Annotated in this window: 22 protein-coding genes; 17 read left to right on the forward strand and 5 right to left on the reverse strand. The window is 53.5% G+C overall.

Translation table 11 applies throughout. The features are described 5' to 3' along the window. Positions 1-18 precede the first annotated feature (18 nt). The 9 genes from A3OW_RS0111635 (at position 19) to A3OW_RS26445 (ending at position 6138) form a co-directional block, all read left to right on the forward strand. Positions 19-822, forward strand: a complete 804-nt coding sequence (locus A3OW_RS0111635; protein WP_020563615.1) for a class I SAM-dependent methyltransferase — start codon at positions 19-21, stop codon at positions 820-822. 18 nt (positions 823-840) lie between these two features. Beyond that, positions 841-1497, forward strand: a complete 657-nt coding sequence (locus A3OW_RS27150) for an HNH endonuclease (RefSeq protein WP_083918203.1) — start codon at positions 841-843, stop codon at positions 1495-1497. Positions 1498-1655: 158 nt separating this feature from the next. Continuing rightward, complete coding sequence (gvpU, locus tag A3OW_RS0111645) at positions 1656-2102, forward strand: gas vesicle accessory protein GvpU (protein ID WP_020563617.1); 447 nt, start codon at positions 1656-1658, stop codon at positions 2100-2102. Positions 2103-2208: 106 nt separating this feature from the next. Further along, complete coding sequence (locus tag A3OW_RS0111650) at positions 2209-2973, forward strand: hypothetical protein (RefSeq protein WP_020563604.1); 765 nt, start codon at positions 2209-2211, stop codon at positions 2971-2973. Between the two features lie 77 nt (positions 2974-3050). Beyond that, on the forward strand, positions 3051-3389 hold the full coding sequence (locus A3OW_RS27855; protein ID WP_026223521.1) for a hypothetical protein: 339 nt from the start codon (positions 3051-3053) through the stop codon (positions 3387-3389). Positions 3390-3481: 92 nt separating this feature from the next. Beyond that, positions 3482-4033 (forward strand): pyridoxamine 5'-phosphate oxidase family protein, encoded by a 552-nt coding sequence (locus A3OW_RS0111660; RefSeq protein WP_020563618.1) that lies wholly within the window; start codon positions 3482-3484, stop codon positions 4031-4033. A gap of 433 nt (positions 4034-4466) precedes the next feature. Next, positions 4467-4880 (forward strand): class I SAM-dependent methyltransferase, encoded by a 414-nt coding sequence (locus A3OW_RS28295; protein ID WP_198291314.1) that lies wholly within the window; start codon positions 4467-4469, stop codon positions 4878-4880. Between the two features lie 16 nt (positions 4881-4896). Next, positions 4897-5235, forward strand: a complete 339-nt coding sequence (locus A3OW_RS28300) for a hypothetical protein (protein WP_198291315.1) — start codon at positions 4897-4899, stop codon at positions 5233-5235. A gap of 69 nt (positions 5236-5304) precedes the next feature. After that, complete coding sequence (locus A3OW_RS26445) at positions 5305-6138, forward strand: class I SAM-dependent methyltransferase (RefSeq protein ID WP_020563620.1); 834 nt, start codon at positions 5305-5307, stop codon at positions 6136-6138. Here A3OW_RS26445 and A3OW_RS0111680 read toward each other — a convergent pair. Both A3OW_RS0111680 and A3OW_RS0111685 read right to left on the reverse strand, forming a co-directional pair. Continuing rightward, positions 6124-8298: a sensor histidine kinase gene (locus A3OW_RS0111680; RefSeq protein ID WP_020563621.1), complete on the reverse strand. Its 2175-nt coding sequence runs from the start codon at positions 8296-8298 to the stop codon at positions 6124-6126. The two genes, A3OW_RS26445 and A3OW_RS0111680, sit on opposite strands and share 15 nt — an antisense overlap. Next, positions 8295-9002, reverse strand: a complete 708-nt coding sequence (locus A3OW_RS0111685) for a response regulator transcription factor (RefSeq protein WP_026223522.1) — start codon at positions 9000-9002, stop codon at positions 8295-8297. The genes A3OW_RS0111680 and A3OW_RS0111685 overlap by 4 nt, the downstream gene beginning before the upstream one ends. Positions 9003-9240: 238 nt before the next feature. Between A3OW_RS0111685 and A3OW_RS0111690 the strand changes: the two genes are divergently transcribed. The 8 genes from A3OW_RS0111690 (at position 9241) to A3OW_RS0111730 (ending at position 15010) form a co-directional block, all read left to right on the forward strand. Then, positions 9241-9771 carry a PspA/IM30 family protein gene (locus A3OW_RS0111690; protein ID WP_020563623.1) on the forward strand — a complete coding sequence of 177 codons (531 nt, stop codon included), beginning with the start codon at positions 9241-9243 and terminating at the stop codon, positions 9769-9771. Continuing rightward, positions 9768-10337: a hypothetical protein gene (locus tag A3OW_RS0111695; protein ID WP_020563624.1), complete on the forward strand. Its 570-nt coding sequence runs from the start codon at positions 9768-9770 to the stop codon at positions 10335-10337. The genes A3OW_RS0111690 and A3OW_RS0111695 overlap by 4 nt, the downstream gene beginning before the upstream one ends. An 11-nt stretch (positions 10338-10348) precedes the next feature. Then, positions 10349-11581 (forward strand): vWA domain-containing protein, encoded by a 1233-nt coding sequence (locus A3OW_RS0111700; RefSeq protein WP_033412477.1) that lies wholly within the window; start codon positions 10349-10351, stop codon positions 11579-11581. A 253-nt stretch (positions 11582-11834) separates the two neighbouring features. Next, the gene (locus tag A3OW_RS0111705; protein ID WP_026223523.1) at positions 11835-12203 is read left to right on the forward strand and encodes a DUF3703 domain-containing protein; all 369 of its coding nucleotides are present in this window, start codon (positions 11835-11837) and stop codon (positions 12201-12203) included. A 30-nt stretch (positions 12204-12233) separates the two neighbouring features. Further along, a complete protein-coding gene (locus A3OW_RS0111710) occupies positions 12234-12629 on the forward strand; it encodes a GFA family protein (RefSeq protein ID WP_020563627.1) in 396 nt (131 codons plus the stop codon). A gap of 399 nt (positions 12630-13028) precedes the next feature. Beyond that, positions 13029-13511 carry a cupin domain-containing protein gene (locus tag A3OW_RS0111720; protein WP_020563629.1) on the forward strand — a complete coding sequence of 161 codons (483 nt, stop codon included), beginning with the start codon at positions 13029-13031 and terminating at the stop codon, positions 13509-13511. Positions 13512-13591: 80 nt separating this feature from the next. Beyond that, on the forward strand, positions 13592-14191 hold the full coding sequence (locus tag A3OW_RS0111725; RefSeq protein WP_020563630.1) for a class I SAM-dependent methyltransferase: 600 nt from the start codon (positions 13592-13594) through the stop codon (positions 14189-14191). A 48-nt stretch (positions 14192-14239) separates the two neighbouring features. Further along, complete coding sequence (locus A3OW_RS0111730) at positions 14240-15010, forward strand: class I SAM-dependent methyltransferase (protein ID WP_020563631.1); 771 nt, start codon at positions 14240-14242, stop codon at positions 15008-15010. A gap of 268 nt (positions 15011-15278) precedes the next feature. On the opposite strand, the gene A3OW_RS24855 is transcribed toward A3OW_RS0111730, so the two are convergent. From A3OW_RS24855 to A3OW_RS0111755, 3 genes are all read right to left on the reverse strand, one after another. Continuing rightward, entirely contained in the window at positions 15279-16649 is a 1371-nt protein-coding gene (locus tag A3OW_RS24855; protein ID WP_157385879.1) for a YVTN family beta-propeller repeat protein, read from the reverse strand. A gap of 634 nt (positions 16650-17283) precedes the next feature. Continuing rightward, on the reverse strand, positions 17284-17529 hold the full coding sequence (locus A3OW_RS0111750; protein WP_020563635.1) for a hypothetical protein: 246 nt from the start codon (positions 17527-17529) through the stop codon (positions 17284-17286). Between the two features lie 126 nt (positions 17530-17655). Further along, positions 17656-17943, reverse strand: coding sequence for a type II toxin-antitoxin system HicB family antitoxin (locus A3OW_RS0111755; RefSeq protein ID WP_020563636.1), 288 nt, complete (start codon positions 17941-17943; stop codon positions 17656-17658). Positions 17944-17968: the final 25 nt, after the last annotated feature.

A 17968-nucleotide genomic window follows, 5' to 3' on the forward strand; every position in this document is an offset into this window, starting at 1 on the left:
GGCGTCTCAGAGAGGGCCATGAGCAGTTTTCAAATCGACTACGACAGCGTCGCGGAGATCTATGACCTGTACGTGGCGGCGGACTACGACATCCCGTTCTTCCTGCAGGAGGCAGCGACTGTAGAGGGGCCGGTCCTGGAATTGACCGCAGGCACGGGGCGGCTCTCACTTGCATTGATCCAGGCAGGAGTGCAGTTGACCTGCGTCGACGGGTCCCGGGGGATGCTTGACGTCCTGTCTCGGAAATTGAGGGACCGTGGTCTCAGCGCGGAAGTCCTGTGTGCCAATGTCTGCCAACTTGAGCTTCACACACGCTTTCAGCTGGCGCTGCTGCCGTTCCAATCGTTCATGGAGATCGTAGGCGAGCCGCGCCAGCGCCAAGCACTTTCGGCAGTGTTTGCGTGTTTGGGCGCGGGCGGCCGCTTCATCTGCACGATGCACAATCCCGCGGTGCGCCGAGCCCAAGTAGATGGAACATTGCGCGTCGTTGGGAGGTTTCCGATCCCGGACGGAAGCCTCGTCGTCTCCGGCTTCGAACAGGGCGGACATCCTCTGGTGAAGCGGCTGCAGTTCTTCGAGTTCTTCGGCAGCGATGGACGGCTGCGCTCGAAACAGCTGCTGCCAATGGAGTTCGAATTCGTCGAAAGAGATCATTTCGAGATGATGGCGCGAGACGCGGGATTCCATGTTCTGGGTCTTTATGGAAACTACGATCGCTCTCCGTTCGATCCAGGTCGGAGTCCAGTCATGATCTGGGTGCTTCAGAAGGCAGACGCCCAACCATCCGTTGCAACGGACGCGCCGCAAGCGGCGCGCCGCTGAACGGAGCGTTAGGTCTTCATGGTTACTACAACACATTCAAATAGCTATTGCGAAGCTTGGATAAATGATAAATGGAAAGTGGTGTCGGTACAGTCCGCACGTACACGTCCAGCACTCGTCGTGCGCTGCCTTGAGTGCCATGGCCCAATAGTTCTAATGCAAGCAGGCCGCAATAACACAACCCGAGCACACGCCGAGCATCGACCAGGCCATTCGGGTTGCTCGCTCGGCCATTATTTCGACGGGACACGCACACCACATCCACAACAAGTTGAAGCCCCATCCAATTTTTCGGATGAATTGCCCGAGAATGAAGTTGTCGTTGAGGACGATGAATCTTCTTTTCCAGAAGGAAAAGAGAAATTCAAGCAACATCGCTATCTTGAGCGCGACGGTAAAATTGCTAGGCGGGCAAAAGCGCAACGGCTTGCCAAAACAGGAAAACTTGAGTGTGAAGTTTGCCAGCTAGATTTCGCTGCTAGTTATGGGGAAATTGGTCATGGCTTCATCGAAGCTCACCACAAAACTCCCGTCGCGCAACTAGCTGGATCAAAAAGGACAAAGATTGAAGACTTGGCACTTGTTTGCTCAAATTGCCATAGAATGCTGCATCGAGGTGATTCGCTTTTGACTGTTGAGCAACTCAAAGAAAGGTATTGTAAAAACAAAACCTAACAAGTTGGTCAAAGGGACGCGCCGCCCTAAGGCAGTTTTGAAGGTTGGCTTTTGAATCGGGTTCGGCGGCTTCGCTTGGTTTCCTTTAGCGGCGCGCCCCTTACCTTTACGTTAGCCCTCAATCCGCCCCCCACACATCTCTATCAGGAGAACGACCGATGAGTACCGAAGCAGAATCCGTATCCCCGACATCTCCGTCAGCTAACGCCGATTGGTTCTTACAATCGCTTGTTCGTATGGCCAATGAATCAAGTCTGGAAATTGGCATCACGCTGCAAGTCAGCGGAATGCTCGTGTCCGGGAACCTTGTCAGTGGCAAGCAGTACTTCGAGGGTTTTGCAAACGACTTCGCGAGTCCCTTTGCCAACGACCCGGAAACAGCAAGCGCAATAAAGGATAGCTTCGGCGCTTATGGGGAAATTTACGGCCCGCCGAAGGAGGGCGAACCTGACCGCCCTGCGCCGCAGTTCGTGCATTTGAAAGACGCGCGCTTTTTCAACACTGCTGGTAATCCCATTCCAGGCAACAAAGGTGTGTGGTGGCGAGGGCGCATTTGCGAAGTAGGTGGCTTCTCTTTGGGTAGTCTCAGTGCCAATGCGGGCTAACCCGGCGCTTAACCTCGCTCCCTTCGGTCGCTGGACGCTGCGCGATAAAGCCGCGCAGCGCCGGTTAGCTCTACGTTGGACGTCGCCATAGCGTAGGTTGCACACGATGATCGGATCTAGAACTCGTTATTCGCTCGCGCAGTATCTCGAACTTCATGAGACGGCTTTTGTTGTGGCTTCGGTGAACAAACACGGCATCCGTTTTTCCACTGAAGAAGGAAGGCTACTTACTGGGCTTATCAACTGCTTCCGTTCCGCGAACGATGAGCAGCTATTGTCTCTTATCGAGGAAATCGCCCGAACCGATAGTGACCTTCGCGCTCGCGTGGAGAAGAAGTATCGGCACGAGGAGCGATTCGGTGATTTACGGCGCTGCTTACAACTTGACGGGTACATCATTGAGAATAAGCGGCTTACGCAGACTGACCCCTCGATCAGTGATGCTCCTCCGCTCGACGACGACCTTCTTATTGAGTTGAATGCTTCTGGCTTGTCTAACGCCGACGAGATCGTGAGAAAAGTCAATTCGTCGTCAGAGCTATTTCGTTCGTCGCCGCACAATTACAACGCATGCCTCAACGACATTCGCGTCGCCCTAGAAACGTTGGCGAAGGCGATCGCGGTTACTCAACAATCAAATTGTTCTCCACCCTACGACAATACTAAGTGGGGTTCGGTCATTGGGTTTCTCAGGATCGTAGGCTTCATCACTCAGGAAGAGGAAAAAGGGCTTGCCGGTGTATACAGCTTTGTTAGCCCGGGGTCGCATCGACCAGTTGGGCTCTCCGAGGAACAAATGGCTCGCCTCGGTCGATCACTTGCGCTCGGCATGTGCTGGTTCCTAGTCAAGAGCTATAAGGCAGCACAGTGAAGCGACGCCCAACCCTTCAGTCAACCGGACCTGCGCGAAAAGCCGCGCAGGCCGGTTACTTCGAACGTTAGGGTCTTATGCGTTTTCTTGCCTCAATACTTTTCTGTTTAACCTTGGTTGGATGTGCTTCTGAAAGCACGCAGCTTAATGAGCGCACTAAGTTCTGGAAGTCTGAATTGGCTCATAACATTCCTACAGGAACTCCAAAAGAAAAAGCACTTCAGTGGGGTAAAGAGCATCAGGTAAAGTTTGCCTTCCTAGAAAAACAAAACTGGCTTTACGCTAACGTTGAGCGAGTACCTGATTCTGGTATAGGCTTCCCTTGTTCTGAATGGAACATAATTCTTAAAGTGTTTTTAGGTGCCGATGGCAAGTCTGTTGGTAATGAAGTAAACGCGGTGGGTTCTTGTCTATGAGTAACCCTAACCCATCCATCAAGCGGGACGCTGCGCTGACGCGCATCACCCCTTATGTCAAACGTTAGCCACCCAACAACACGGAGTACCCAATGGGTCAACAATTTAAGGAATTATCCGATAAATATATCCAGTTCATCAAAGGACAAAAAATCTTCTTTGTAGGGACAGCAACCGCAGATAGTCGCGTGAATATCTCACCAAAAGGTATGGACTCGTTTAGGGTTCTAAGCAATTCGCGTATTGCTTGGCTAAATGTAACCGGTAGCGGTAATGAATCGTCCGCTCATGTGCAGCAGAACCCGCGAATGACCATCATGTTCTGTGCCTTTGATGGTCCGCCTCTGATCTTGCGGCTTTACGGAACGGCAAAGGTTGTGCACAGGACTTCTCCCGAGTGGGATGATCTTTTTGGCCGATTTGTCCCATTGCCTGGCGCTCGACAAGTTTTCGACGTCAGAATTGATCTTGTGCAAACTTCTTGTGGGATGGCTGTTCCCTATTTTTCGTATGCCGGTGATCGAGAATTGCTCTCTGATTGGGCAACAAAAAAAGGTGATGACGGTTTGAAGCAATACTGGGAGGAGAAGAACCAAATGAGCATTGATGGCATCCCTACCCACATCGTCGCTAAAAATGGCTAACACATCGCTCCAGCCGACGTCAGGCCGCATCGCGGCCTTCCTCGGCTGAGCTTGGCGTTATGCATAAGGCTCTCCGAGCATTTCTGGCAACAATAGTTGCTCTTGTCAGCGTGCCAGCATATGCATGGCTTGCGGCAGAGCTTGCTGCCTATTACGAGATGTTCTCAACTGGCATGAAATCTCGTGCGGAGCTAGGTGACGACTTGGGGTTTGGCATTCTCTTGTTCATGGTAGTGCCACTGTTCACATTGGCCGGCGCTTTGCTTGTATGGGGCTCTTTTGGTTTCGTACGGGGCGCTCGAAAACCACTCTCACTAACGGGAATACCAATGCATAACATGGCGGTCGACCTCGCTCCCTTCGGTCGCTGGGCGCTGCGCAATAAAGCCGCGCAGCGCCGGTCACCCCTATGTTCGGCAGAAGGAGAAAGACGATGACCGCAAGAAATCAGAAAGAACACGACGCAGAAATTATTGAGCAATTTACCAAGCAGGCAATTCCCTTCACCGAGTTGCCCGGACACTTGGACTCAATCCAAATGCTTATTGAGATGAGCAAGGTTGCTGGCGGTGACCTTGTTCTTGATGTCGCATGTGGGCCTGGGCTCGTCGCTTGCGAATTTGCCAAGGTGGCTCAACATGTTACGGGGATTGATCTCACCAAAAAGATGATCGAGCAAGCCAGGAATCGCCAAAAAGAACTTGGTTTGGTCAATCTCTCATGGGGCATCGGAACAGCATCCCCATTGCCTTACACATCCGCTTCTTTCTCCATCGTCGTTACCAGATACAGCTTCCATCACTTTCTCGAACCGAAGGCAGTTTTGAGAGATGATCAGAGTGTGTAAGCCGAAAGGGGTTATTTTGATCGCAGATGCAGCATTGCCTGCCGACAAAGTTGATGCCTATAACCGCATGGAAAAACTCCGCGATCCATCTCATACCGAAGCGTTGTCATTCGAGTCATGGGAACAACTTCTTCGAGAATCCGGGTTGAGAAATCTTCAGCGTGGAAGCTACAAGGTTCCGATGGAGCTTGAGAAACAACTCAAAGCATCGTTCCCCAATCCGGGAGATGATGAGAAGATAAGGGAGATATTCAGAAACGACATCAATGCCAATTCATTGGGAATGGATGCTCGCTTAGTCGGCAGCGAAATTCATTTTTCGTATCCGATATCAATCTATGTCGGAAACAAATAAGCCGAACAAGGCGATCCATTGCCGCCGGTGAGCTTTAACGTTAAGCCGCATTAATCAGATGAGGAACACATGGGAACTGACAAAGACTGGGAGAAATGGGGCGCTACGGATCCTTATTTTGGCGTCCTTAGTAGTGAACACTTCAGGAAAGAAAATATTGATGACCAAGCACGGGAGGAATTTTTTCTTACCGGCGAGGATCATGTTGCCAGGGTTCTTGATTTGATGTCCGAAAATTTCGACGAAAAGTTAATTTTGCGTAGCGTATTGGATTTCGGTTGTGGCGTAGGACGCCTCGCCATTCCGTTTGCACGTCGAGCGGTTAAATGCGTTGGCGTTGACGTTTCGCCGGCAATGCTCTCCGAAGCGGCAATCAACTCAATGGAAGCCGGAGTACAAAATATTGAATACACCAACTCCGGCAGCGATCTTTCAGAAATCAAAGATCAGTTTAGTTTGGTGCACACCTACCTCGTGCTTCAGCACATACCGTGGAATCGGGGAAGAAAAATAATCCAGCAGCTTGCCGATAAGGTGGAGGACGGTGGTTTTCTTGCTATCCATTTTTTCACGTCAAGCGGTGCGCCTAAAATTGTTCGAGCGCTGGTTCGAATAAGGTACGCCATTCCTCCGGTCAATTGGATCAGAAACCTGCTAAGGCGGCGTCCCATGTTTGAACCGGCCATGCAATTGCACATCTACGACGAAAAAACCATTTCCAGTGATCTTGAAAATCTTGGGTTTGACAAAGTGGTGTCCTGCGTCGAGCCGGACATGGACGGATTCAAGAATATTTTCTTGCTGGCACGCCGCAAAATGCTGTCCAAGCCGGTAACCGGGAATGCCCTGCCCCCACACCATGCGGCATGCGAGTCCGCACCGGGCGGTTCAGCAACGCGATGAGGACCTGGAGCGGCATAGTGCCCTGACGTTTTCGGAAGATTTCTCTACCGGGAAATGGATTCTGAATTCAGCGCCCGGATCCCGATTCCCTGCCTCGATCCGCCCGTTCATGCCGGCCGTCATTTGCTGCGCCAAGGCCAGCCCGATACCCGTCCCGACGGTCTCACGCGTCAGTTCGTTTTCGGAGCGGTAAAAAAGTTTAAATATTTTTTTCAGTTGGTCTTTGGCGATGCCGGGACCGTAATCGCGTACTTTGAACTGAATACGGACGTCGCTTGATCGATGGCAGGACAATTCGATCGTCTTTATATCGGCCTTGGCGGAAAATTTGACGGCATTATCGGCCAGGTTGATCATGATCTGGATAAACCAGTCGGGATTGACCTTGATTCTGGCCTGAGCCGCATCCTCATCGCAGGACAGCTTTAAACAAAAGCCTGCCCGCTCGATTTGGGTTGAAATTTTCGATTGCAGGCTGTCCATGAGTTCGGCAACCGTCAGGCTTTTCAATTCCGGTTTTTTTTCATTCCGGGTCATTTTGGCAAGCTGCAACACATTATTGATCAGCCGGGTCAGGCGCTCGCTTTCATCCAAAATGAAGTCGTAATAGGTCTTTTTCCTGGCTTCATCCACCCAGCCGGCTTGCAGCATCTCGCCGTACATACGGATCGAGGTGAGCGGCGTTTTCAGTTCATGGCTGACGGCAGAAACAAAATCCTGTTGCTGATTCATTAGATTGATCTGGCCGACGCCGAGCCGGTGCATCCAATAAAAGCCGGCCCCAAAAACGACGGTCAGCACGACGGTCAGCCAGATGATGACCCATCCCCCCGGCCCCACCGGAAGCTGAGTAATGCTGAAAACCAGTTGTAATTCGCTCAACGGATCGGACAACCGGTCTTGATAAAGCAGTTCGCCCTGAAGCTCGCTCTGAAGCTCGGCGGCGCTCGACAGATAACCTCGCGGCGCGCGCCCGGCAAAGGCGGACAGGACGTTGCCCTGAAAAACAGCCAGCAAATCGCTCATCTGCGACAGCGCGGTTTCCTGAAACGCCGTGTTGACAGTCTCTTGCAAAAACGCGTCTTTTTCGATCAACAGCCCCTGGATATAGCGCTGGCCGTTCAGCCAGACTTTGCGGAACAGGACAAACTGGCCGCTATCCAGTTGACTGAATTCGAAAGGGTCGACGGCGCTTTCAAAGGTGCGAATACGCAAGGCTTGCGCCTCCGGATGTGCTGCCGATGTAATCGGACGACGGCTCTCTTCCGATGCATAACCGGATGATTTTTTTGCTTCGTTGATCGATTCGGGCAGGGCATTTTGCTCGGTCCGCGCCTTTTTCGGCATCGCCTTGAGGGCCTTAGGGGAATTTTCTTCGTTCTTTGCCTGATCGGCTTCTTTCTGAAAGGTTTGCCTTAATTTGATATCCTCCAGCCGGCCCAATTTGCTTTCTTGTTTGCTTTTTCCGGGGGATAGTTTGTTAAGCTCGTCGAAGACCGCCTGGCCGGCGCCGGCGGAAGGCGCGGCAGGTTTCCGGAGCTCGCCGTCTTCGCCGGATCGGGCAAACGAAGCAGTCTCTTGTTCGTTTTCAACCATTTCCTTGTCCTGCCGCTTGGCCAAATGAGCGCGCATCTCCTGATCATTTTTTCCGGCATCGGCATGCTGATTTCTCACCAGCCGGTTTGCGCTTAATATCTGTTGAATCCGATTCTGCAAGGCGGCCCTTTCAGACAGCTCCCGTTCGGCAATGCCGTAACTCCCCGCTTTTTCGATCTCTTCGGGAAGAAAGGGCGTTAACAGCTTGCCGGCCGCATCCACCTGAAAATAACCGATCAACCCCGGTATTTCCGCTTGAACCGGATACCGGGAAAGCGGCGATCGTTGTAAAAAATTGGCCGTCGGAGCGCCGGCCACGTTCAGAAAGGCATAATCGGTAAACGGGCGTTGCTCTTCGGTATGAATCCATCGCATCAGGTGATTATTGATCCGGCGGGTCAGTTCCTCGGCCATTAACTGATGCTGATGAAAAGTCTCCCATTTCAAGCGGCTGTAGGACTGCTGGATCAATACCGCCGTCGGTATCGCCAGGCTCAGGAAAAACATCAGCAGCCACCGCCGGAGTCTTGCTTTATCCAGGCCTTGCAGGTGATTCCGTTTCATGGCTGTTGCCCGATCAGCCGGTAACCGGCGCCGCGCACGGTGATCAGAAATCGCGGTTCGGCGGGATCGACTTCTATCTTGCGGCGCAATTTGGCGATATGGATATCCACGGTACGGGTTTCGATGTCCAGATGATTGGCATATCCCCACACTTTGCTGAGCAACTCCTCGCGCGAAACCGGCCGGTTCGCGTGACCGTGCAGATATTGCAGAATCTCGATCTCGCGCCGGGTGAAAGAGAGCGCTTGCGGCCCGCGCCTTCCCGACAGATTCCGGCAATCGATCGACAGCTCGCCTCCCAGTTGTATCGAGGGATCTTGCGACAAGCCCTGACGGGTTCGGCGCAAGACCGCCTGCACCCGGAGCACCAGTTGCGCCACCGAAAACGGCTTGGCGACATAATCGTCCGCGCCCAGCGACAAGCCTTCGATGATGTCTTCATCGTTGCTTTTTGCCGTCAGCATGATGACGGCCAGATCGCGGTTCTTTTCCCGAATCCGGTTGCAGATCTCAAAGCCGTTCATGCCCGGCAGCATGACGTCCAGCAGGATCAGGTCGAATTTTCCGCTCAAAGCCTTGGTCAGGCCCTCCGTGCCGTGGCCGGAAAAATCGACGTCGTAACCGTGATAGACGAAGACGTCGATCAGCCCGGTACGGATGGCGGCTTCGTCTTCAATAATCAGAATGCGTAATTTACGGGACATCGCAACCCTCGGGCCGGAACACACGGACAGTGTAGCAAGCCTATAAAATTTATGAGCGACCGCAGTGTAAATTTTTTGTAAAACCTGCGCCGAAGGTTTTACCGAACCGTGCCTGTTTATTGTGACTCCGCGCGCATAGACTGAACGATTGATCAGCATCGTTCCAGTGGCCGAAACCCATTGTGACTCCGCGCGCATAGACTGAACACCGTCAATCATTTACGCACGAGGTCAGATCATGGCTTTAATTACAAGACTGGGGAGGCTTTTCCGGGCCGACCTGCATGCGGTGCTGGACGCAATCGAAGAACCGGCTCTGCTGCTCAAACAAAGCATCCGGGAAATGGAAGAATCCGTTGCCGCCGACGAACAGCAAATTCGCCAATGGGAATACGAATGCCGGCAACTGGCGGGTAAACGCGACCGGCTGGCGGCATCGCTGGACGATCTGGAAGAAAAGTGCGCGCTCTGTTTTAAATCCAATCAGGACGACCTGGCACGGTCTTTCATTAAACGCAGGCTCGAAACGCAGCAGGCGATGCAGTTGCTTGGGGAAAAAATAACGACCATGCAGGAAAAAATGTCCCGTTTAACTGATCAGCTCGCGGAACATCACGTGCAATTAACGGCGATGAAGCAGAAAGCCGAAGTCTTTCTGGAAGAAGGCGCCTTGAACACGACTCATCGGGAAAACCCATCGGTGTGCGTCCGGGATGAAGACGTGGAAACCGCTTTCCTTTCTGAAAAACAAAAATGGAGCGACTCATGAAAAAGCCGACATTTTGGGAAGGCGTCGTTGTCGCGTTGTCGGCCAGCCTCGCCGGCGCCATCGGATTTTTTGCCTTGTCCTTCCTGTTTGCGGAAGACATGGCAATCCGTCTGGTCATCAGCGGATCGGCTTTTGTCTACAGCCTTTACCTGCTCAGCCGCAGCGGGAAACGCATCGGCCGGATCACGGTGGTGCTTTCATGGTGCCTCCTGTCCGCGGCGGTCTGGCTGTTCTTTCCGTCCCTGATTCTGTTTTTAATGCTGAATGTCCTTCCGATCTGGCTGATTCGCTCGCTGTATTTTTATAGCCGCCTGTTTCCAGCCCTGGCCGATTTGGGTTTATGCCTGGCCGGCGTCGCGTCGGCGTTCTGGGCATTGCATTACACCGGCAGCCCGTTCCTGACGTTTTGGTGCTTTTTCCTGATCCAGGCGTTGTTCGTTGCCATTCCCCCAGGAAACAAGCCAACGTTTGCCGATGAAACGGTCTTCTCGAACAGCGAAGCGGAATTCAAACGCGCCTACCAGGCAGCGGAAGCGGCCGTGCGCAAACTTTCAACACTACCTTAGGAGAAATGCTGATGAAAACCAGACTCTTGACCCTCGGACTGTTTGCCGCGACCGCTGCGACGGTCGCCTTTTACCCGGCAGTCCGGCAGGCCGTCGCCACGACCGCAAAACCGGTCACAACACCATCCAAAGGGATTAATCCGGCTACGATACCGCCGGTGGCCGCCGCCAATCAACGCCCGCAAATCGAGGTGGTATTCGTTCTCGACACCACCGGCAGCATGAGCGGACTGATCGCGGCGGCCAAGGAAAAAATCTGGTCGATCGCCAGCACCATGGCCTCCGCGCAAACCGCGCCGGACATCAAAATGGGGCTGGTGGCCTACCGCGACCGCGGCGATGCTTATATCACCCAGACCATTCCTCTCTCCGGCGACCTGGATTCGATGTATGCCAAGCTGATGGATTTTCAGGCCGATGGCGGCGGCGACGGTCCCGAAAGCGTTAATCAGGCTCTTCACGATGCGGTGAATAAAATCACCTGGAGCCAAAGCCCCACTATCTACAAAGTCATCTTTCTAGTCGGCGATGCGCCGCCGCACATGGATTACCCGGACGACGTCAAATACCCGGTTACGGTCGCGTTGGCCAGACAAAAAGGCATCATCGTCAACGCGATCCAGTGCGGGCAAGACCGTAGCGTTACCGCCGATTGGCAGCAAGTCGCCAGTCTGGGGCAAGGCAGTTATTTTCAGGTCGGGCAATCCGGCAATGCGGTCGCCATTGCGACGCCGTACGATAAAAAACTGGCGGAGTTATCCGCCCAATGGGATAAAACGCGCCTCTTCTACGGCAATGATGAAGAAAAGGCGAAGCAGGCGGAAAAAGTGGCCGCGACCGAGAAACTGCATAAAGAAGCCAGCACCGAATCGCAAGCGCGCCGGGCAACCTTTAATGCCTCCCCCAGCGGTAAAACCAATTTTCTCGGCGAAAACGAACTGGTCGATGCGGTCGCCAGCGGCCGGGTAAAGCTGTCCGGTCTGCCGAAAAAATCCCTGCCGGAAAGCCTGCAAGTCCTCTCGCCTGCCGCCCGGGAAGAATTTGTCGGCAACGCGAAAAAGGAACGGAGCGAGCTGGCATCCGAAATCAAAAAACTGTCCGAGCAGCGTAACGATTACTTGCGGCAGAAAGTCGTTGCCGAAGGCGGAAAAAAGGATTCGCTGGATGCCCAATTGTTCGGCGCCATCCGCCGGCAAGCCAAAGACAAGGGGTTGGTTTACGAGGCTGACAGCGCTAAATATTAAGGACTGTTTCAAGTGCCGCTTTTGACCGGATTCCGCAAGTCTGTAGCCGCTCGAGGATATTCATGACGGCTGACAAGATATCCTTTTCCGATTATTATTGATGATTTACATTATAACGAACGGGCAACGCAAAACGAGAATCAACAATATCGTGCACCGGTATCAAAACACTCGGTTGAACGTTCCGGTCGGATGCATCCGACCGCCGCGCCGGGGGACCAACACGGACCCGTCATTTCATTCAGGAGAATCCATGAACACTTTTGGCCAGCATATCTGTCCGTATGTCGATGCCGAGCTGCGTGCGGCCGTTGAAGCCGAAGCGCAGGGTCGGGCCGAGGAAGCGTTCGCGTGCCTTGAACGGGCTCATGTGTTGGGTCAAGCTTCCACCGTGCAGCATGTACGCGTTCACTGGCGGATGTTCGCGTGGGGCTGGCGCCGGCGTAACGTTCGCGAGTGTTTTGGGCAACTCCTTCGCATCGTCGGCGCCGCCCTGCTGACTGCTGCCGGTCTGGTACCGGAAGGCAATACGGGCGGATCCGGTATAAGCCCCTTCAAACCGCTCCCTGTGGCGCCAGAACTCCAGACCATTCTGCAGCGGGTACGCTCGCAGATGCGGTAGTCCGAGACGGTATAGTTTCAGGAGAGTCGAATGATCTATAAAGGCAGTTGTCATTGTAAAGCCGTGACGTTTGAGGTTGAAGCCGCCGAGCATTTAGAGGTCGAGAACTGCAACTGCTCAATCTGCTCGAAGGCCGGTTTTCTTCATCTAATCGTGCCATTGAATCAATTCAAGCTCATCAGTGGAGAGGAAAATTTAACAACCTATATGTTTAATACCGGGATCGCAAAGCATACCTTTTGCCGTGTGTGCGGCATCAAACCATTTTACATACCCCGATCGAATCCCGACGGTATCGATGTCAACGCCCGCTGTCTCGATACCAAACCGCTATCCCTACAAATAATTGAATTTGACGGGCAAAATTGGGAACAGAATGCCCACAAAATAGCTCACAAAAGCCTGGACTCAGGGAGGCTGGCGTAAACGCAGCCGCTTTCTGTTCGATCTGCCAGGACTCATGAAATAACGCGATGACCCTGCCCCGCATACGAATACCCTTGCCACGCTTTTCCCACCTGTGATACAACTTGTCCGGGCAGCATATTTGCCCGTCGGAAAAACGAGGGATGACTCATCCCGTGCATCCGGCCGAAAGCGCGGCTCGAATCGATCGTGGCTTACCTTTCCGGTCGACCTCCATGCTCAATCGTAACCAGAATCGACTGCGATGGAATTCCGGCTTCGGCCCGAAAAAGGCCGAAGCTGCCGGCAAACTTGGCTTTTGCCGGGATTCGAGAATCATTGAAAATAAAACCTTAACGAAGCGCTCCGGCAGCCGTTGACTTCCTGTCGGCGACTCAAGAGGGCAGGTAGGAGAATCCAATGCCGAATGAAAAAAAGACTGTCGCGGTGGCGGCATCCGAAGTCGTCCCGAGAACTCAGCCTTCGCTCTATCCGGAGCCGTTTGCCTCCCGGGTGAACGGACGCATCAAGCGCCAGCTCGGAGAGGTCTTCGGACTGACGAATTTCGGCGTGAATCTGACGCGCCTCGAGCCCGGCTCCATGTCGGCGCTCAGGCACTGCCATTCCCGGCAGGATGAATTCATCTATATCCTCGAAGGCGCCCCCACCCTGATAACCGATGCCGGAGAGATCCGGCTGGCTCCCGGAACGTGCGCAGGATTCAAGGCCGGAGAAGGCGACGGCCATCACCTTGTTAACCATACCCATGAGGCTGTCGTCTATCTCGAGGTAGGCGACCGCTCTCCCGGCGATGGCGCCTTTTATCCTGACGACGATCTCGAGGCCTGCTTCGTGGACGGTTCCTGGATTTTCCGGCACAAGAACGGCGAGCCGTACCGGTGAACGGCCTAATTGTTGGATTATTCTTGAGGATCGGCAGATATCCCGGCCTGCCCTCGGCTTGACCAGAGGCTTTTAAACCCATGACTCCCGAGCAGACCGCTCTCATTTACGACCGAATCGCTCAACACTGGGACTGCTCCGAATTCAATAACAGCAATGGTATCGGCCAGCACGAACGGGCGTTGCGGTTTGTTTCCGAATTCGGAAGCGCGATCGACATCGGCTGCGGCGGCAGCGGCCGGATAATCAATCTGCTGCAAAGCCGGGGATTTACCGTAGAAGGCCTGGATTTATCCGAAGAGATGCTGAAGCGTGCCCGAAGGCACCATCCCGAAGTACGGTTTCACATGGCCGATATCTGTTCCTGGCGCTTCCCGAAGCGTTACGACTTTATTACCGCGTGGGACAGTATCTGGCATGTGCCCCTTTCCCGGCAGCCTGGCGTGCTCCGCAAACTCTGCGACGGACTCACTCCCGGCGGAGTGCTGATTTTCACGACCGGCGGGGTCGAAACGCCCGATGAAGTCACCAATCCGTGCTTCGGCCAGCCGTTGTATCATGCGGCGCCCGGAATTCCGGCGATATTGCGCATCCTGGAAGAGGCCGAATGCGCGTGCCGGCACCTGGAGTACGACCAGTTTCCCGAAAAGCACGTCTACATCATTGCGCAGCGGGCCTGACATGAGCCCGCATACCAATTTTATATCGGCACAGCGGAATCCGCCTTTATGACTACCGTTACCGAACACTATGAAAATCATCTGGCTCCTGTCTACCTGTGGATGGCAGGCGGTTTCGACGCCGCCGTTGCCCGTGGCGAAAGCGAGATCGACGCCGTTTGTCCGCAACCCTCGAACGGCTGCACCGCGGTGGATCTCGGCGCGGGCTTCGGCATGCACGCCGTTCCGCTGGCTCGTCGAGGTTATTCCGTGACGGCTGTCGATAGCTCGCCAACACTGCTCGAAGTATTGCAGGAGCATATCGGAACGCTGCCGATTCGAACGGTGAAGGATGACCTGCTGGCTTTTCAAAAACATCTGGATGCCGAAGCCCGGCTCATCCTGTGCATGGGCGACACACTGACCCATCTTCCGGAACAGGCTTCCGTCGAACGGCTGTTTTCTCTTGTTGCAGAATCATTGCACCGGGACGGTACGTTCATTACCACCTTTCGGGATTACACGTCCCCCCTCGCCGGAACGGAGCGCTTCATTCCGGTAAGAAGCGACGATCAGCGCATTCTGACCTGCTTTCTGGAATACTTTCCCGATTACGTGGCCGCACATGACGTGCTTCAGGAACGGATGGGTTCTGCCTGGCAGCTACGGGTCGGCGCTTATCGGAAACTCAGGCTCTCGCCGGCCTGGGTAGCCGCGGCGCTGGAAGACAGAGGGTTTACCGTTCGCATCGAGCCCGGGCTGGCCGGCATGGTTCGCGTGGTTGCGGGCAAGAGATCGTTCCCCGAGCAGCGAGGAACAGACCCAAAGTCGGGCACTTGACCTACCCTCTAAGCCCATGCCGACCGATACGCAGATGACCGGATCGGTTTCTTGCCGTGAAACATTCAAGGAAGATGGCAATTCTCCGCCTGTACGCGCAACCCGACCTCGACGGCAGCCCGATTCTTTCTCTGCCCGAGGCCGAACGCCTTTTTGTAAGGACGGCGGGTCATCCCAAATCAACTATTGATCAGATAATTGTTGAATCGGAGCGTGGAGATTAAAGCCACCGAAAGCCCGATCACCCGGCGGCTTTGCTTAACTCAGGTTAATCAGTAATCATGAAGGCATTGGTCGCCGTTGCCGACTGACCGTCCGGATTCGTGACGGTCATACTCTCGCTGCCCGTAGTTGCCGACAAGGAAAGATCCGCCTGGACCGAACAGGACGTACTGGTACAGCTTACCGACTGAATCGTGATGCCGGTGGCAGGGCTGATCGTCACGGTCGACGTCGAGCTAAAATTGGTGCCGGTTATCGTGAAGGTCTGCGTGTTGTTTCTAGACACAAACCGGGGAGAGATGCTCGTGATCGTGGGCGTTCCAGCCGTATCAGCCGTAGTAATGGCCCCTTCAATCACCGTCCACGGGTTGAGGTCCGTGGTAATCGTGCTCACCACGGTCAGGCTCGCGGTATCGATGATGGAAACGGTGCCGCCGAGCGGATTGGTGACGTAGAGCTTGCTGCCGTCGTGGTTAAGCTCGACCCAGTAAGGCCCCGTATCGGTCGGAATCGATTGCGTACTCCAATCGCTTATATTAATCACGACCACGCTGTTGGCATTAGCCACCGCGACATACGCACGAGCGCCATCGGGTGAGACGGTGATTGCCCAAGGGGTTGAGCCCAATGTAATAGTCTTTACCACCGCATGCGTCGCTGTATCGATTACCGTTGACGTGCCGCCTGTGGTGTCGGAAGTTAAAACATACTTGTTGTCTGGAGTGACCGCGACATACGAAGGATTCGTGCCCACCGCGGTGGTCCAGGCAACCGTCTGGGTTGCGGTATCAATGGCGGAAACCGTGTTGGAACCGTAGTTGGCCACATAAACCTTAGTTCCGTCGGGCGATACTCTGATGTTGCGTGGAGCCGAGCCGACGGTGATCGTTTTCTTGACGGTATCCGTCGAGGTATCGATTACCGAAACCGTGCCGCTGCCGGTATTGCCGACATAGACGAAGCCGCCGGTATAAACCATGAAACGAGGCGCACCTCCCACGGCAATGGTTTTGGTTACGGTATTGGTCGTGGTATCGATCACCGAAACAGTGCCGTTATCCTTGTTGTCGACGTACAGCTTATTTGCCGTCGGATGATAGATCATGAATTCCGGCTTGGTACCCACCGTAATGGTGGCCAGCACGGCTCTCGTTGAGGTGTCCAGTACCGAGACGGTTCCCGACGTCTGGTTGGAGGCATACAATTTTGTTCCATCGGGGGATAACACGAGACGCAATGTGACGTTACCTACCGTGGTATGGCCGATTTCGGTCCCGGAGTCGGGGTCTATAAAGGTCACAACCCCTGGATCCCATTGATTCGCAACGTAAGCCTGATAGGTCGTTGCCGCGTTGGCGGCAAAAACACTCCCCATAACTAAAGCAAGACATAACAGCCTGGCGGATAGATTTTTCATTTTATTCTCCTAAGATAAAGTTGGATTTGATCAATATTCATTACTCCCTTTACCTATAAATTAAAGTCAATAAGCATAGGGTTGACGGTTGAAACTCGGATCCTCCCTGCTTGGCGAACTTGTTGCTTTGTTTGACGTCCTAAAACAATAAAAATTGGAAGACCATACCGACTCGTCAATCGGTATACGTTCTAATTGCTTCGACTCATGCTACGATACCGGTCCCTTGCTTTTAATTGCCGAGCGATGGATCTTCTCGGAACCTTGGCTATCGGGTGCCAACGAACGGGTACTCCTTTCAATTTAACCATACCTGAACCGAACTCGTTGCCGTACCATGCCCCTTCTTTGAATTGGGCGTACCATAAGGTCTCGTCCGCGTAATCGGAATCATGTCGAAACATAACGAAAACATATTCGTCATTGTCCGGTAATTGCTCGTTTGCGCTTATCCAGCTCATGTTGGCTTCCTGCCCAGTTTCAAAAAGCTGATCGGTATTCCTTTTCTCCGCTTAAGAAAACAATTGATTCTCATAAAGCAATTGACGAGTTTGGCTTTAATCAGGGAGGGACAGATCCGTTTCGAAGCAGGTGCCGGACGATTCAGTATTTCGCACGGCCGAATCGGCAGAACTTAGGCTAAATCGCATTGCTCGGCCCAAACGCCGCCGACCCACGCTACGTGAAAGTCCCCCTTTGAGGGTCGGTAAATACACAATCCGAATCCATCGGTCAGCAAGTAATCGCCTTTGGCAAAGGTATAACCGGGCAATCGCAGTTGGTCAAACTGGACGGCGGGGCGGTAGTTGACGACCTCCAATGCCTCAAGGCTGCCCGGGCATGCGATGTCTTCCTGTATTTTTTGCTCGATGGATTTCATTGTGGCTCTACGACTGCTTAAAAAGTGGACCCCAAGAAGCGTTGCTGATGACATTTCTCATCGGAAAAATCGGGCTTCGCATTGTTTAGCCTGGGCATTAGGCGCGTGAACCGTTAATCGACGAGATTATTTACGTAAGCGCGCCAACGGTAACTGAATGACCACGTCATCGTCATCGGGTAGGCCTTGTTTTGTTTCTATGTCCAGGATTTTCACTCTACAGGAATTTTGTGGAGGCTCGATTCCTATTTTTTCCAACGTGCGAATTCGAAGAGTGATCATCGCTTTCAGCGTTTCCAGGGCTTTTTTCTCGGTCGGCCCTTTCGCTACGCAACCAGGTATATCGGGACTGTAGGCAGAAAACTGTTTGGTTGAACTGTGATAGATGGGTTGGACTATGGCTACTAGTTTCATTCTCGCTCTCTCTAATGAATTACTC

The sequence above is a fragment of the Methylosarcina fibrata AML-C10 genome, from assembly GCF_000372865.1.
In the GTDB taxonomy this organism is placed as follows: domain Bacteria; phylum Pseudomonadota; class Gammaproteobacteria; order Methylococcales; family Methylomonadaceae; genus Methylosarcina; species Methylosarcina fibrata.